This window comes from Mycoplasma testudineum, assembly GCF_002245785.1.
GTDB classification, from domain to species: Bacteria; Bacillota_I; Bacilli_A; order Mycoplasmatales; family Metamycoplasmataceae; genus Mycoplasmopsis_B; species Mycoplasmopsis_B testudinea.
The window spans coordinates 151,596-169,341 of sequence record NZ_NNCE01000002.1 but is presented as its reverse complement, the minus strand read 5'-3'; the positions used below and the strand labels follow the sequence as shown (position 1 = coordinate 169,341).

General features: G+C 28.6%; 10 protein-coding genes. 3 read left to right on the top strand and 7 right to left on the bottom strand.

Features of this window, described 5'->3' with window-relative positions; genetic code table 4:
• Positions 1-339: 339 nt before the first annotated feature.
• The 7 genes from CG473_RS01645 to CG473_RS01615 form a co-directional block, all read right to left on the bottom strand.
• Positions 340-2,775, bottom strand: a complete 2,436-nt coding sequence (locus CG473_RS01645; RefSeq protein WP_094254569.1) for a lipoprotein 17-related variable surface protein — start codon at positions 2,773-2,775, stop codon at positions 340-342.
• A 146-nt stretch (positions 2,776-2,921) separates the two neighbouring features.
• Positions 2,922-7,220, bottom strand: coding sequence for a DNA-directed RNA polymerase subunit beta' (locus CG473_RS01640; protein ID WP_094254568.1), 4,299 nt, complete (start codon positions 7,218-7,220; stop codon positions 2,922-2,924).
• A gap of 8 nt (positions 7,221-7,228) precedes the next feature.
• Complete coding sequence (gene rpoB, locus CG473_RS01635; protein WP_094254567.1) at positions 7,229-10,903, bottom strand: DNA-directed RNA polymerase subunit beta; 3,675 nt, start codon at positions 10,901-10,903, stop codon at positions 7,229-7,231.
• Between the two features lie 143 nt (positions 10,904-11,046).
• Complete coding sequence (locus CG473_RS01630; protein ID WP_094254566.1) at positions 11,047-11,778, bottom strand: DNA-processing protein DprA; 732 nt, start codon at positions 11,776-11,778, stop codon at positions 11,047-11,049.
• A 66-nt stretch (positions 11,779-11,844) separates the two neighbouring features.
• On the bottom strand, positions 11,845-12,102 hold the full coding sequence (rpmA, locus tag CG473_RS01625; RefSeq protein WP_094254565.1) for a 50S ribosomal protein L27: 258 nt from the start codon (positions 12,100-12,102) through the stop codon (positions 11,845-11,847).
• A 9-nt stretch (positions 12,103-12,111) separates the two neighbouring features.
• Entirely contained in the window at positions 12,112-12,411 is a 300-nt protein-coding gene (gene rplU / locus CG473_RS01620; RefSeq protein ID WP_094254564.1) for a 50S ribosomal protein L21, read from the bottom strand.
• A gap of 286 nt (positions 12,412-12,697) precedes the next feature.
• Entirely contained in the window at positions 12,698-12,973 is a 276-nt protein-coding gene (locus CG473_RS01615) for a hypothetical protein (protein WP_094254563.1), read from the bottom strand.
• 130 nt (positions 12,974-13,103) lie between these two features.
• On the opposite strand from CG473_RS01615, the gene CG473_RS01610 reads away from it, so the two are divergent.
• The 3 genes from CG473_RS01610 to CG473_RS01600 are packed head-to-tail and all read left to right on the top strand — an operon-like array spanning position 13,104 to position 17,735.
• Entirely contained in the window at positions 13,104-15,290 is a 2,187-nt protein-coding gene (locus CG473_RS01610; protein ID WP_166623179.1) for a glucose PTS transporter subunit IIA, read from the top strand.
• Between the two features lie 50 nt (positions 15,291-15,340).
• The gene (locus CG473_RS01605; RefSeq protein WP_094254561.1) at positions 15,341-16,822 is read left to right on the top strand and encodes a glycoside hydrolase family 32 protein; all 1,482 of its coding nucleotides are present in this window, start codon (positions 15,341-15,343) and stop codon (positions 16,820-16,822) included.
• Positions 16,815-17,735: a carbohydrate kinase family protein gene (locus tag CG473_RS01600; protein WP_094254560.1), complete on the top strand. Its 921-nt coding sequence runs from the start codon at positions 16,815-16,817 to the stop codon at positions 17,733-17,735. Before CG473_RS01605 ends, CG473_RS01600 begins: the two co-directional genes overlap by 8 nt.
• The last annotated feature ends 11 nt before the right edge of the window (positions 17,736-17,746 follow it).

The window sequence follows — 17,746 nt, the reverse complement described above, 5'->3', positions numbered from 1 at the left end:
CTAAGGTAAAAATGAGACTTAATTTTAAGTTTCTAAAAAAAATAAAATTTTAAATCCGTTAATTTTTACTTGCTCCCTTTAAAATCATAAAAATATTTGTTAAATACTGCGGATATTAAATGGTTAAATGAATTATATAAAGTAATCAATTTAAAAATAAAAAGATATTTTTACGACAAAAAATAGCGCAAAAATATCTTTATTTGTTTTTTATGTAAAATATGCTCAAAATTTCTATGTAAAATTATAACAATTATTAAAATAATACTATTGAATTAAAATAAAACATTAGCTAAGTGGAAATATTGAAATAATTTTGTAGCAAATTTTGTTAAAATTTTAAACTACTTTGAATCCAGTTAATTTAATTGAAAAATTAGTTTTGCTTGTACCAAGTAATATTTTGCTTGTCAACAATATTGATGAAGAATCATTTTTAACTGGTGAAAATGAAAATTTGTCAAAAGGACCATTATTAAGTTTCAGGAAATCATCACGTTGATTTTCATCTATTTGATATGAAAGATACTCAACTAAATTAAAACTATTACTTAAGTTTTGCAATGCAAGTAATTCAAGTATTATTTCAGATTGTTTATAACCGTTAGAAACATAAAATACTTTTTTACTTAAATTTGTAACTAATGAAAAATAATAATTGTATTCAGTAGTTGTTGAAAAATTGAAAATAAAACTCATATCGAATTCGGTAGTTAAATTATTGTATTGATGATGTTTTTTAAATTTCAAGTTTAAAGAAAATTGATCAGTAAGTGATATGAAAGAAACACTTGGAAGTAGTTCTATTTCTTTATCTTTAATAAAGTCAGCAACGTTTTTATCTATAAGTGAATCAATTAAATTTTGCTTTTTATCTTCTATTGATTTTTTGATAAACTCTTCATAAAATAATGGAGCAATAATTTCATCTTTGAATTTAATATTGCTGTTGATGATTGATTTAGCTTTTTCTGTTCATTGTTCATAAACTAATTTACTTTTATCTTCAACTTCTTCTTTAGTAGCTTGTTTAAATCCGTTTATATTAAATTTATAAGATTTAACATGTTTATCTCATGATAAAACTATTTCAAATTTAAAATCTTCTGTTGAATTTTTAAAATCAAAAATAATTTTAGATGAAACATTTAATTTTTCAAATTCACTTAATAGTGATTTAGATGTAGCATCTAGATAGTTTTTAATCTCGAAAGATGTTAAAGAATCTAATTTCTCTACAGCTGTAATAAAATCAACTAATGTATATTTACTTAAACTATCTTGTGATAATTTCAAAGTATCAGTAGAAATTTTCTTTTCTAATTCGTTAATAGATTTTAAAATGTCAGACTGTTTTATTTTTTCCGGAGGTAAAGGAGCTTCTTGACCTAATTTAAGTTCTTTTTTAAGTGATGTAGAATATCGTGCTAAGTCACTGATTATTGAGAATCTAATAAATAGTTTGCCATCTTCAAGGGATAGTGAGATATTTGCGATTTCTTCACTTTTAAACATATTTTGCTGTTCTTGACTCAATATGTATAATCCAAAATTTATTTTCTTTTCATCACCAACATAATTTATTTGGCCTTGACTTAATTTTTCGAATTCATTGTAGTATTCTTCTGCGGTTAATTTACCATTTAATACAATAATATTATTTTGGAAATAATCTAATACATTAAAATATGCAGCATATTCTGAATCCGTTGACATTTTTTCATCATGAATTTTTTTAGCTAGTTCTTCAGCGGTTATGAAATTAACTATATTAACACTTGCTTCAATTGTAGTATTTTCATAAGCTAAAGTTATTTTAACAAGAGCGCTTTTATCATTTACTTTTGATGCCACAATTGATGTTAATTTTAAATTTTGAAAATGATTTAAATAAGGGAAAAATTCTTCAGAACCAAGTGAATTAATTAAATATTGCTTTTGTTCATCTATTGAACCAGTGTTTTGCAATTTGACAAAATTATCAACCAATATATCAGAATTAATTTTGTATGTAGTTTGAGATAAACGAGTAAATTGGTCTTTTAATGCGTCAATATAAGAAATTAATGCAAAATCTGTAACTTCAGTAGTGAATTTATATTTAATTTCTGGATCTACTTTTGAAGCAATTTCAAAAGTAAGTTCAGCAGATGTTCTACCGTTAACAGTTACAAAATAATTTGCTACATTTGCATCAAACTCAGCAAATCCGATTTTAGTAAAAGCTTCTAATTTTTCTAGTGTATTAATTGCAGTAGCAAATTCTGTAGCAGTCAGTGATTTATCTATTGAAACAGATTTTATCGCATTTATAATTTCTGCAGAAATTGAAATAAGCTTGCTTTGTTCAGGATTTTCAGTTTTTACTAAGAAACCGAAAAATTGCATTTTGAATTCACTTGATTCTGCACCTTTACTTACTTTTATGTCTACTTCAATTTGACCATTTGCATCATCAACAAGTGTCATTTTATATTCAGCTCTAAATTCTTTTATGTCAACTGAATCTAAATTTAATAATGTTGAAATTTCTCTTGAATTAAGTGATAAATTGAAAGAATCAGAAGCTAATTTTTGCTTAAGTTCATTATTAACTTTAGCATCTCTTTTAATTGTTGTAACTGCCGCAGCTAAATCAAAAACTACTGCCTGACCAGGATCTTCGCTTCCTGAACCATTTCTTTGAGTAGCTACAATTATTCCTGCAGCAGTACTACCACCGACTATTGTTAGACCCCCAACAACAGATCCGATAATTAATCCTGTCTTATTCATTTAATCCTCCGATAGGCTTATTTTTTAATTCTGCCTGAAGTACCGTAATTTTATCACATTAGGACTGATAAATAATGGCATATTTATACAAAATAATTTGAAATTTTTGCAATAAAAAAGTAGAGAAAATCTCTACTAATTTGTTACTAAAACACTAACTCTTCACCGTGTGATTCAATCATACCGACTATTTCTTTATCTACTACGATATTTGCTCTAGTTTTTTGTCTATGAGGGAAATAATCATATGGATCTTTGATGTCAAATTTTGAATTTTTTGTATATTTAGAGTTTGTTCCAGCAGGAATTTTGTGACCTAAAATAATGTTTTCTTTTAATCCGGTTAATTTATCAACTCTTGAACTAATAGCAGCATTAACAATTATTTTTGCTGATTCTTGATATGAAGCTGCAGATAAGAATGATTCTGAAAGTAACGGAATACGTTTAGCTCCTTCAATCATAACTTTTCCAAAAGGAGGTTGTTTTCTTTCTGAAAGTAATTTTCCAGAAATTTTTTGGAACTTAATTCTATCAATTTGTGAACCTGCAACTAGTGGTGAATCACCTGGATGTGTAATTTGAATTTTTGAAAGCATTTGGCTAACAATAATTTCAATATATTTATCACTAATAGCAATACCTTGCATACGGTAAATTCTTTGAATTTCTTTTAATAAATATGATTGTACTGAACGAATTCCAGCATATTTTAGTAAATCAACTAAAATGATTGGGCCATCAATAATTTTTTGACCAGGAACAATAAAATCACCTTGAACTACTCTCATTGTATTTTTAGCTGTTGAATGAATTTTGTCAATTTCAACATTACCATGTTCATCGCGGTATTCAATTTCGATTTCATAATCTTTGAATCCACCATTTTCGTTTGTTCTTTCTGAAATTGATTTAACTTTACCGTGTTGTTTTGCAATAACAGCAGGTTTACCTCAAGGTTTTTTATAAGCATCAATTAACTCAGATAAACGACCGAAACCACCAGTAATATCTTCAACACCAGCAACCCCTCCAGTATGGAAAGTACGCATAGTTAACTGTGTACCAGGTTCACCAATTGATTGACTAGCTGTAATACCAACAGCTTCACCAATTGAAACAATTCTAGAAGTAGATAAATCTTTTCCAAAACACATTTGACATACACCGTTTTGTGTACCACAAGCTAATATTGAACGAATTTCAACACTGTCATGGTGTCTTACTATTTCTTCTGCTATTTCTTTAGTAATTAATTGACCTGGTCCTATAATTTCGTTTCCGAATTTATTGTTTAATGCTCTAAGAGTAAAACGACCTTCAATTCTTTCTAATAAATCAACAATTACTGAATTAGTTTTGTTATCTACTATGTTTGAAATTTCAAAACCAACATCACTACCACAATCTTTTTCTCTAACAACAATACTTTGAGCAACGTCAATTAATCTTCTTGTTAAATATCCTGATTTAGCAGTATTAAGCGCAGTATCGGTTAGTCCTTTTCTAGCCCCGTGGGTTGATGAATAAAATTCATATGATGTAAGACCTTCTAAGAATGAAGATTTAACTGGAATTTCAACAGTTGAACGAACAACACGCTCATTTTCAGCATCGGCTTTAAGTCTTTGAACGTTGTTAGCCATAAGTCCACGCAGACCTGCTAACTGGACGAAGTTAGAAATTGTAGCTCTAGCTCCTGAATTCATCATGATGAAAATTGGGTTAAATCGATTAGATTTATCACTTGTAATTTCTTTTAAATCATCTTGGATGTTTTCTTTGATTTTAGCTCATCTTTGAATTGTTAATGAATATCTTTCATCATCAGTAATTCAACCTTGACGGTATTTTTCTTTTAGTTTATCAGTGTATTCTTCACCTTCAGCGATTTTGGCATTTTTATTTTCAACTGTACTAATATCACTAATTGCAATTGATGTACCTGAGATTGTTGAATATTTAAATCCAAGTGATTTGATTTCGTCTAAGAATGAAGCGATCACATTTACATAGTCAAATCAAGTGTTTTCTAATAATTCAACAAATTGATCAATTTCTCAAAGTGGATTTTCAATTCCAATTTTTCTAGAAAGTTTTTTATTAATTTCTCAGAAATTGGTTGTTGTAAATTTAGCTAGTAAACTTGAATGATCATGATTTAGATTTGTGCCGTTAATTGTTCTAATTGATTCTAATAATGAATATACATCTTTTATATTTTGAGAATTCAACTGATCTATTACGTTAGCAAGTTCTTCTTTTGAAATAACTGAAACATATTTGTCATAAACATTTCTAATAATTCTTGCAATGTTTTTCTTAGTTAAAGCATTGTTAATTGGAAGTTGTTTAATATGTTCAAGAATATTTTCACCTGAAGGAACTTGATATCTTAAATAATATCTTGGCTTTGTATATGTTTCGACAGTATTATCGAAAATGAATGGGAAACTATCTGGGAAGGCTTGGTTAAAAATAAATTTACCAACTGTTGAAACAACATATCCTTTGTCAGTTATAGTTGTAGCTGATTTATATAAATTATTAAATGGCATAGCTACTCTAGCATGTAAATCAACAACCCCAACTTCATGTGCTCGGATTAATTCATCGATGTTATTAAATACTTTACCTTCACCTTTTGCTCCAGCAACTTCCATTGTTAAATAGTAAATTCCTAAAACCATATCCTGTGAAGGGTTAATGATTGGTTCACCATCTTTTGGACCAAGAATATTTCTGTTTGCATATAAAAGCTCTTTAGCTTCACGCACAGCTTGCGGGCTAATTGGAACGTGAACGGCCATTTGGTCACCATCGAAATCGGCATTGAAAGCTGCAGTTACAAGTGGGTGTAATCTAATAGCACGACCACGAATTAAAACAGGTTCAAAAGCTTGAATAGAAAGACGGTGTAAGGTTGGCGCACGATTAAGTAAAACTGGTCTTCCTTTAATTACTTCAGCAACTTCTGGTCAAATAATTGGGTTTAAATTTTCAATTAATTTTCTTGCTTGTTTAACTGATGATGAAATTTCTTTTTCAATTAAACGTTTGATAATTCATGGTTCAAAAAGTTTAGCTGCCATTTCACGAGGAATTCCAGCTTGGTGCATTTTTAAATTAGGACCCACTACGATAACTGATCTACCTGAATAATCAACACGTTTTCCAAGTAGGTTTTGTCTAAATCTACCTTTTTTACCTGTAAGTGCATCTGCAAGTGATTTTAAAGGTCGGTTATCTTTAGAAGCAATAGGTTTTGGTTTTTTCTTAGCATTGTCAATTAAGGCATCAACTGCTTCTTGAATCATTCTCAATTCATTTTGAACAATTAAAGTAGGAGCTTTTGCTTCTAATCATTTTTTAAGGCGGTTATTTCTGATTATTATTCGTCTATATAATTCATTGATATCACTTGTTGAGTGTCTTCCACCATCAAGCTGAACTAAGGGTCTTAAGTCAACTGGAATAACAGGTAGTTTATAAATTAACATACTTGTTGGATGCTGACCACTATCAATAAAAGAGTTAATAATTTTTAATCTTTTGTAAAGAGCTTTTCTTTCGCCATCTTTACTTGTAGAAATATAATTACCATCAATTTCGGTTGTATTAATTTCTTTGATTTTATTTTTTACTTCTTCTCTTTCAGCTTCTAAATTAATATTTGAAAGTAAGTATTCAATCGCTCTAGAACCTGTATCAATTTTTGCATTACTGTACTCTTCTATAACTTCATTTAATTCGTAAAAATCAACTCCGTAATCAGAAGTTTGTTTTGATTCAGTCATTGTAAAAATGTCTTCTAAAGATTCATCAATTATTTCTTGAGCATCTGGATCATCTTTAGTTAATTCTTTAACTTCTAAAAGAGCATTTTTGTAAATTTCAGCCGCATTATTAATGTTAATAATTTTATTTTTAGGTAAATTTTTTAATCCACCAGATTCTAAAACAATGTGTGATTTATAGTAAATAACACTTTCAAGATCTGCTTTTGAAACCATATCAGTAGAATCACCAATTTTCAAACCTAATAATTTAGAAATTATTGAATGGTCAATTTTGAAAAATCAAAAGTGAACAACAGGTACATTTAAATCAATGTGTCCCATTCTTGTTCTACGAGCAATTTTAGGTAAAATTTCAGGTTTTTCAATTTCACAATTTGCTGTAGCTTTACACAATTGACCTTCGTTAGATTTTTTATATTTCTTTCCACAAATTGGACATTTAAAATCTGTAGTTGGTCCGAAAATTAACTCATCAAAAAGACCGTATCTTTCAGGTTTATAAGATTTATAGTTGATTGTTTCAGGTTTTGTAACTTCACCGTTAGATCAGTCTAAAACATCTTCTTCAGTAACTAAAGAGAGTGATATTTTTTTGATTTTATTTTCGTCGATTTTGTTGTAATCTCTATTTTTATTTTGTTCCATATTCTCTCCTAATTAAATGATTCGATGTCATCTGACATGTCAATGTCTAAATCTTCAAATTCAACATCATCATAATCATCTACTTCACCGATTTCATTATCGCTGTCTTCATCGGCATTTGAATATTCGAATTCATCTTCGTGTACTTCAAATTTAACTCCAAGACCTCGTAATTCGTAAGCAAGAACGCTAAATGATTCAGGCACTCCAGGTTCTGGTAATTCTTTACCACTAGTTAGAGCACCATAAAGTTGATTTCTTCCTTCGATGTTATCTGATTTATATGTCAAGATTTCTTGAAGGATGTTTGTTGCTCCATATGATTCAAGAGCTCATGTTTCCATTTCCCCAAATCTTTGTCCACCATTTTGACTCTTTCCACCAAGCGGTTGTTGAGTAATTAGTGAATATGGACCAACTGAACGAGCATGCATTTTATCATCAACCATATGGCTTAGTTTTAGCATGTACATTACTCCTACTGAAATAGGATTGTCAAATGGTTTTGCAGTTTGCGGATCATATACAACTGATTTACCAGATTTATCTAAACCAGCTTTTTGTAATTCTTCTTGAATAACATCTCATTTAATTCCATCAAATACTGGTGAAACGAATTTAACTCCTGTTTTATATGAAACCATACCTAGGTGTAATTCTAAAATTTGACCAATGTTCATACGTGAAGGAACCCCTTGAGGGTTAAGTAAAATATCTAGTGGTGTACCATCTTCTAAATACGGCATATCTTCAACAGGAACTATTCTTGAGATAACACCTTTGTTACCAAATCGTCCGGCCATCTTGTCACCAACTTTAATCTTACGTTTTTGTGCAATGTAAACTTTGATTATTTTGTCAATTCCATCTTCAAGTTTATCACCGTTTTCACGTGATAATATTTGTACATCAATAACTGTACCTTGATGACCATTTTTAACTTTTAAAGATGTATCTTTTTTAGCTGAAATTTTTTGATTGAAAATAGCGTGCAATAATTTTTCACTTGGATTATTATTTTCGTCACCACGTGGTGAAACTCTACCAACCAAAATGTCACCAGGCTTAACTTCTGAACCAACTAAAACAATACCGGTATCGTCTAAATGTCTTCTTGAGTTAGAACTTGCATTTGGAATTTGGTCAGTTAATTCATCATCACCAGCTTTTGATTTTCTGAATTGAATTGATTGTTCTTCAATATGAATTGATGTTAAAGAATCATCCTTAAATAATCTTTCACTAATTATTACAGCATCTTCAAAGTTATAACCTTCAAATGTTGTAAATCCAACTAATAAGTTTTTACCAATTGACATTTCGGCATTTGAAAATGATGATGAATCTGTAATTATATCTCCAGCTTCAACATGATCTCCTACTTTGACAATAGGACTTTGACTCATTACAGTTCCTTGGTTAGAACGTTGGAATGACATTAATGGATAAACATCAGTTCTTGTTTTTGTATCACCTTCAGCGTGTGGTGAAATTTTAATTTCATTACCATCAACATAAATTACTTCACCAGCTCTATTTGCTTTTACATTTGATGAAGAAAATTTAGCAATATCTGCTTCAATACCTGTAGCAACAAATGGAGCTTCAGCTTTTAATAAAGGAACTGCTTGACGTTGCATGTTCGCACCCATAAGTGCACGGTTAGCGTCGTTATTTTCTAAGAAAGGAATACATGAACTTGCTAATGAAGTCATTTGATTTGAACTTACAGAAATGTAATCAACTTCTTCGGCATCAACAATTGTATAATCACCGTTAAATTTAACGGTTATTTGCTTTTCTACAATTCTATTGTTTTTGTCAATATCTATTGTTGATTGTGCAAACTTTTTATCTTGTTCTTGGTATGCAGTTAAATAAATAGGTGTTGAATAATCAACAACTGCATTGTTAACTTTATAATATGGAGTTTCTAAAAAACCTAGGTCATTGATACGTGCATAAGTAGCTAAATTAAGTATAAGACCGATGTTTTGCCCTTCAGGAGTTTCAATCGGACAAATTCTTCCATAGTGAGTAGAGTGAACGTCACGAACTTCGAACTGTGCAGTATCACGGTTTAGTCCACCCATTCCAAGAGATGTGATTTTTCGCTTTGTTGATATTTCAGCAAGCGGATTAGTTTGATCCATAAATTGTGATAATTTTGAAGAGTTAAAGAATGTCTTAATTTGATTTTGAATCATTTTGTTATTTGTGACATTTTTTGGAGTAATTTTTGAAGAGTCTTTTGAAGAAATTTTTTCTTTTGTGTTTTTTTCCATTTTAGTTAAACCAATTGTGAATTGATTTAATAATAGTTCACCAACAGAAACGATTCTTTTGTTAATTAATGAATCCGGGTCATCTTCCACACCAATGTTTTCAATTAAATTAAAGTAATATCCAACAGCTGCAATAATATCTGAAACTAATAAATGTCCTTCGGTTGCGCTAGGGTCATTACCAATGATAAGGTGTTTTAAACCATTTTCATCTTTGTCTTTTTTGTTTTTAAATACTCTTACACCAATAACACGTAATCGTTTTTTTAGTTCTGGACTATCTTCAACAAGACGACCGTAGGCATCTTCATTAAGTGAAGTTTCATTTGCTAAATTAATTCATGGAAATAGTTTTGATTCAAAACCGTTTTGAATTTGGTGAGCAATTTCTTTATTAATGTAAGTACCTTCTTTAAAAATAACTCTTTTTTCACCATCAACTTTACCAATTAAGTCTTCAGCTAAATATGTACCGATTATTCTGTCAATTAATGTCAGTTTTCTATTAATAATGAATCTACCTGAATCACTAAGGCTGTATCTTTTTTCGTTAAAAATAAGGTTAGGTATTAAGTTTCTAACAGCTTCTTTAGTAATCCTGTCACCTTTACGGATTATTCTAAAAATTCTTTCTCTAGCTTCTTTTAGAATTGTAGTTTCATCTTGTTCATCAAATTTGAATTTGTCTTTTTGCAATGTTTGCATTAAAGTTTCGCTGTTTCCATAAAGCTTAATAATATCTTCATGTGTTAAACCAAGTGAAACTAAAAAAGTTGATAAAGAAAATTGTTTGTTTTTATCAATTCTGATTTTAACTGAATCAACAGATGAACCACTTACTTTATGTTTTATTTCTACTCATGAACCAATACGAGGCAATAAATCTACTTTATTAAACAAGTCATCTGATTGCTTATCTCTTGTTCTGGTTGAAAAATAAACACCCGGAGAACGAATCAACTGGCTAACAATAATTTTTTCAGAACCATTTATGATAAATGATCCACCTTGAGTCATTAATGGAATATCGCATAGCAATACTTCATCAGTAGTTGTTTCTCCAGTTTCATTTATCATTTTTTGCAATTTGATTCTAACTTTTGCAGAGTATGTAGCTCCACGTTCTTTAGCTTCCTTAATTGCTTTAACTTCACTTAAAGCTGGTTTTTCAATTTTTTTAGAACCGTTAATATATGAAATTACAACTTTTTTATTACCTGATTCAATTGGGTAAATTGCCTTTAGTGCTTTATCGATAGATTTGTTTAAAAATTCATCAAAAGATGTTCGTTGCATTTCTAGAACATCTGTTAATGGCAAACTATTTTTAGTTTTTGAATAATCTCTTCTGACTGTAATTGGACCAAATTTTCTGTCCACAAATTTTGAATTTGACATTAATCTCCTTAATTTATAGCATATTTTGATAACTTTTTTTAATAAAATAGTAAAAAGCTATCAGGTGATAGCCTTGTAATTTTACAACAGTTATTTAATAAGTTGATAAAATAAAATATGAATTTTTTAAGATAGTTTAATAGTTATTCAATTCCGTAATCTAATGGTGTTGCTCCATCTAAAATTAAATAAGAATTGTATACGCTTGGATCTGCAGTTTCTAAAATTGATACGCTTTTGCCTTTGTCAACAAATTGGCTAACTAGATTTAAAATTTTGCTTTTATAGCGAATTTTTCCTAATATTAATTCATCTGAAAATATTGAAATTAAATGATTTTTTTCTAAAAATCGATAATATTTCGGATGAGTATTCACGGGATAAATGGATAACACCAAGTTATCACCTTCAGAGATTTTGTTAATTTTGTAATATTTATCATTAATACCGCAAGGCAAAATGTATATTGATTTAATATTATGGTGTGTTGTTAAATCGTTAATTTTTTGGTCCACTCCTTTAAAATCTGGATTAACGATAACAAAATCTTTAAATTTACTTAATTGATTTTCAAAGAAAAATTCTACTTCTCCATCATAAATATCTCCTGTTAATGTTATTTTAGTTTTAGTTAATAAATTGATATTACCTTTATAAAAAATAACAATTTGTGAAAATTTGTAAAATAGCATTTCTTTAGGATATAAACTATCCATATAAGTTAAATAATTAATTCCTTTATTTTTAAGTTCCAATTTGATATTTTCTAAATAAGAATAATCAATTGATTCTTGCTTTTTTAATGCTTGTCAGAAATCTTTGCAATTTCCTTGATATTTTGTTCAAAAATATAATAATATGTCTTCTTTTTCCATACTTATATATGCAATTTTTTAGCCTTATTTGAAAAAAGACATAAAAAAATTCGCAAATTAAGCGAATTATTTTTTATCTGCATAAACAGAGGCATATTTACGGTTACGTCTTTTTTCATATTTAACATAACCATCAATAAGGGTGAATAGTGTATCATCTCCACCACGTCCAACATTATTACCCGGGAAAATTTTTGTCCCTCTTTGTCTATAAATAATTGAACCTGCTGTAGAAAATTGGCCATCACCAAGTTTTGCGCCTAAACGACGTCCAGCCGAGTCACGACCGTTACGGGTGGAACCACCTGCTTTTGTTTTTGCCATCTGGTTGACCTATCCTTTCAATTCAATAATTTCAATTTTGGTATAAGGTTGTCTGTGTCCTAATTTACGTTTATGGGTAGATTTAGCATTATGTCGGTAAACAATAATTTTCTTTTGTTTACCGTGCTTTTCAATTTTCCCAGTAACAGTAGCACCTTTAACATATGGTTGTCCAATTTTTTTATCAAAAAGTAAAACTTTATCAAAAACAATTGTCGAACCTTCTTCACCTTGTAGTTTTTCAACGTAAATAACATCGCCTTTTTGAACGATAAGTTGTTTTCCGCCGGTTTCTATAATTGCGTACATATTAACTCCATGTATCTTTAAATTCATCCTTGTGGTAAGCTTTAGATAAAGATTTTTAAAACCACTTCAGTATGGTTACAAAGTAACTTTCTAAATATATCACAATTTTTGCAATATATTGCTAAAGATAATTCGTAAAATGAAAACAAATTTATAGACATAAAAATAAGAAAAAACTTGCCCGGTGGCAAGTTGTAGGATGTATTTATAAAACAAAAAATTTTAAAAGCACGGATTTATGTTTTACAAATACCATGGATGGAAAATAAAAAAAGAACCGCTTTATTTAGTAACCAAAATATACTGGGATTGAATCTCCTTTAGAAGCTGATTTAGAGTTTGATCCACTATTATGGTTGGCTTGCTCTTGGTCTCATTTGTATTCAAATTCTTTAGTTTTTAGTGTTCCTTCAGATTTTGTACTGGTGAAACTTCGAAATAAATTAACAACTGAAGTAATTGCCAAAGTGACTGCCGGAATAGCAGCTAGAACTGCTAGAAAAGATCCGCCATATGTATTGGCATCTTCTTCCTTAGTCATTTTTTGAAAATTGTTGTTCATGTTTTCCTCCTTCCAAATATAAATGCAAAAAAATGTCCTTATCCGAAAAAATACATAATTTTTTTAACAAAAAATGATTTTTAAATTTAATTATTAACTTTGATTTAAAATAATGCAAAAAGGAGAACATATGAAAAAGAGTAATTTTTCCATTGCTGCTGAAGAAGTTATTGAAGCTTTAGGTGGAAAAGAAAATGTTAAAGATAGTTTTCATTGTGCAACTAGATTGCGTATTTATGTATATGACAAAAATAAAATTGACAATGAAAAACTTAAAAAAACAAAATTACTTAAAGGTTCTAATTGAGAAGGCGAACAATTACAGTTAATATTTGGTCCAGGAACTGTTAACAAAGTTTCTGAAAATTTTGAAATATTAACTGGAGCGATTAAAAATAAAAAGCAACCTAAAAGTAATGACAAATTTAAATGAGATAAACGTAATAAGTGATATTCAAACTCATTTTTATTATTAAGATATGGAGTAAGATATTTTGCAGATATATTCATTCCGTTAATTCCAATTTTTATAGCAGGTGGTATTGCATTAGCATTAAATAGTTTTATTGGCACAGTTGCTAATACAAACACTGATACTGCTGCTAAAAATGCGGCACTATTTTTTGAAATTATAGGTGGAGCAATACTTGGTTCACTACCTGCTTTTATTGGTTTTACGTCGATGAGAAAATTTGGCGGCAATCCGTTTTTAGGTTTAGCAATTGGTTTAATTTTAATTGCTCCAAACTTAATTAATTCTTGATTAGTAACTGCAGAATTATTTTCAGTTTCTTCAACATCTGGAATTGCAAATGGAAGTAGTGGAGCTAACGGAACTATTGCCGCAATAGCTTTATTTCCAAATTTACCTGAATTTTTCAGTTTTAGATTAGTTGGCTATCAAGCACAAGTATTTCCGGTTTTAGCTATTGTTTACATGGCATATTGAATTGAAAGAGGATTAAAAAAATATACACCTGAATTTTTAGCAATAGTTTTAATTCCAATTGGTGTTGTATTTATTTCAACTTTCTTAGGTTTTTGAATAATCGGTCCAATTTTTAAATATGTAGCTATCGGTTTAGCCTATGTATTTGAGAACTTATTTATTTATACAAATTTCCCTTACTTTGGTTTTGGAGGAGCGGTATTTGGATTTGTTTATCCATTCTTAGTTGTAACTGGTTTACATCAAGGGTTATTACCAATTGAAGCTACATTAATTGCTCAATCATCAATTACATATGGTCAAGGTATTACCTGAATAACACCAATAGCAACAGTCTCAAATATATCTCAAGGTATGGCTGGTTTAGCAATTGCAATATTGTTTATAATTAAGAAGAAAAAATTATCGGCAGCTAAATCAATTCCTGGTGCTATTTCTGCAAATTTAGGAATTACTGAACCAATTTTATTCGGAGTTAATATTCCATTAAAATTTGTATTTATAGCAGGTGATATTGCTTCAGCTTTTGGTGGATACTACGTAGGAATGACTCACACAGTTGCTAATAGTTTAGGTTCTGCTTCATTCCTAGGATTTATTCAATTTAATTTCACCATGACTGATGGATTAAGAAGATATTATGAAAATATTAATAAATCATTTGATTTAGCTCCTGGAATTAATATTGTTATTGCTTCATTAATTTCAACATTAGTAGCATTTGTGTCAGTATTTTTATTATCAAGAACTAAATGAGGTAAAAAATCATTAGCAGAATGATATAACGATAATCCTGAAGAAACAGCACCTGAAAAAATCAAAACAAAAGGAGTTTTAAGTGATGGTTCACAAGTAAATGTTGATATTAGTCCAGAAATTATAAACACTACACAAATTAATTCTGGAACTATTGATGTTATGAGTCCGACAAAAGGGCAAATAGTTTCTCTTGAAGAATTAAATGATGGAGTTTTTTCAGAACAATTACTTGGTAGTGGAGTTGCAATTAGAGTTGATAAAACTAAAAAAATAGCTCAAGTTCATGCTCCTATTGACGGTCAAATGGTCACAGTTTTTGATACAAAACATGCTTATGGAATCAGAAACGACAATGGTTTAGATTTACTAATTCACATTGGAATTGACACCGTTAAATTAAAGGGTAAAGGTTTTAGAAGTCATGTAAAACAAGATCAAATCGTTAAAAAGGGAGATTTGATTGCCGAATTTAATATAGAATATGTGTCTAAAAACAGTCCTAATTCTGACGTAATAGTAATTGCACTAAGCGAATCAGAACTTAATAATGTTGATGGTTTAAAAAGTGGTTCAATTGATGCAAATCAATTCTTATTTAAGGTTAATTAAAAGATGATAAAAAAAGATTTGCTGCGGCAAGTTTTTTTTATAATTGTAAAATGCAAAATAAAGAAAATATATTAAAAAAATGAAATGAAGAAAAATTAAATTCTTATCAAATGTCTAATAAAGATAATAGTATGGAAATATTGAAATTACATAAATTATCACTTGAAGATCCTTATTATAATCAGCTACATTTAAGTCCATATTCAGGATTATTAAATGATCCCAATGGTTTAATGTTTTTTGATAATAAATATCATATTTTTTATCAGTGAAGTCCTTTTAAACCAACACATCACGTTAAAAAATGAGGCTATTATTCAACAACTGATTTTATTAATTTTGAAAATCATCACATAGGTTTAGAAATTGAAAATCAATTTGAAAGAAACGGTATATATAGTGGTGGAGCATTGGTAGATAATAATCAAGCATATTTGTATTGAACAGGTAATTTTAAAAAAATAAATGATTATGAAGATGATGATTCAGCAATTTATGTTGGTAAATGAAAAAATTATAAAATCGAAGATAAAAGCTTACTTTTCAAAGTAGATAAATCAAAATATACTAGACATTTTAGAGACCCAAAAGTATTTAAATATCAAGAAAAATATATAATGCTTATTGGTGCGCAAAATCTAGAAAATGTAGGAAAATTAGTGACATATATTTCAGATTATCCTGACAAGAATTTTGAATTTTTCTGTGAAGTAAATATAAATAATTTTGATTTTAAATCTACTTATATGATTGAATGTCCAGATATTATTTTTTGAGATAATAACAAAACAGCTAGTTTAATTTTTTCTACTCAGGGAAGAAAATATTTTGAAGGTTTGTATGATTTACAACCACATGTGAATATTGCAATTAATGGAAAAATTAATATTGATTTAATAAAAAATAAAATAATTTTTAACGTAGATAATTTTCAAATATTGGATCATGGATTTGATTTTTATGCATCACAACTTTTTAGTGAAAATGAAAAAAATAAATTGATGATTGCTTGAGCCGGAATGCCAGATACAGAACAATATGCAACTTTCAATAATATGTGGGCGCATAATTTAACACTACCAAGAAAAATGATTTTCAACAAAGGTAAAATAAATTTTCAACCAGTTTTTTCAATCGAAAAAGAGTTGCTTTCTAGTAATAGGGGAATTTTAGAAAATAGAAATATATTTTTTGATGTTTTAATAAATAACGATTTTGTTTTGGAATTAAAAAATAAAAATAATCATAATTTTAAAATATATTATGATGGAAAAAATTTAACTATTAATAAATCAAATATGAGCCATTCGCACGGCGATAACTTTGGTGATATAAGAAAAGTTGAAGTAGGAAAAATCACAAATTTAAAAATTATTTTAGATAATTCATTAATAGAAATTTACAATAATGAAAAAATGATTTTTTTTACAAGTAAATATTTTATAAATGATCTTTTGACTTATGAAATAATTAATGGAAATATCATTAAAAAATGCGAAATAAAAAAACTGGAGATTAACTGAAATGATTAAAATAATTTTACCTGGTGAAGCCTTAATAGATCAATTTAAAAATTCTGATAATTCAATAATTGATAAAGTTGGTGGTGCACCATTGAATGTAACTTTTGCTTTATCTAAATTTAAAGAATTAAGTCCATATTTTGTTGGAATTATTGGAAATGATAAGTATGCAAATCTTATTGAAGACGATTTTAATAAATACCATATGTCAAAAAAATATCTTCAAAATAAAGATGTAAAAACTACATTAGCAAAGGTAACATTAGATAATGATGGTGAGCGCTCATTTACATTCGAACGCGGAGCAGATGAGACATTAGAATTTGAAGATATTGATTTTGATATTCTTGTGTTAACTAGTGCTACAGCAATGCTTGGAGGAAGTTTAGGACATAGTTACGATAAATATCTAGAAAAAGCATTGAAGCAAAATAAACTAATTGTTTTTGATCCAAATTACAGAAACTCACTTTATTTTGATACAAATGAATTTGCTAAAAAAATATTGCCATACATTGATAAATCAAATATCATTAAATTAAGTAGCGAAGAAGCTAATATAATTTTGAGATACAAAAATCTTGATTCAAATGATTTTAGTTTTTTTAAAAATTACTCCGATAAATTAATTTTTATAACTATGGGTAGCAAAGGAGTAAAAATAATATTACACGGAAGAATATATCAAGTTGACTCTATTAAAGTAAATCAAATCGATTCAACAGGAGCTGGTGATGCATTTTTAGGATATTTTTTAGGTTATTTTATAAGTAGATTTTTTCCAAAATCATTAAAAGAAATTGATAGCGAAATTGTTTTAACAATCGCTAGAAAAGCTTCAATTGCTGCTGCATTAACGACAACAAAAACTGGTTCAATTTCAGCTATGCCCGAAATAATTGAAATTGAAAAAATTAAATAATTATCCAAAAA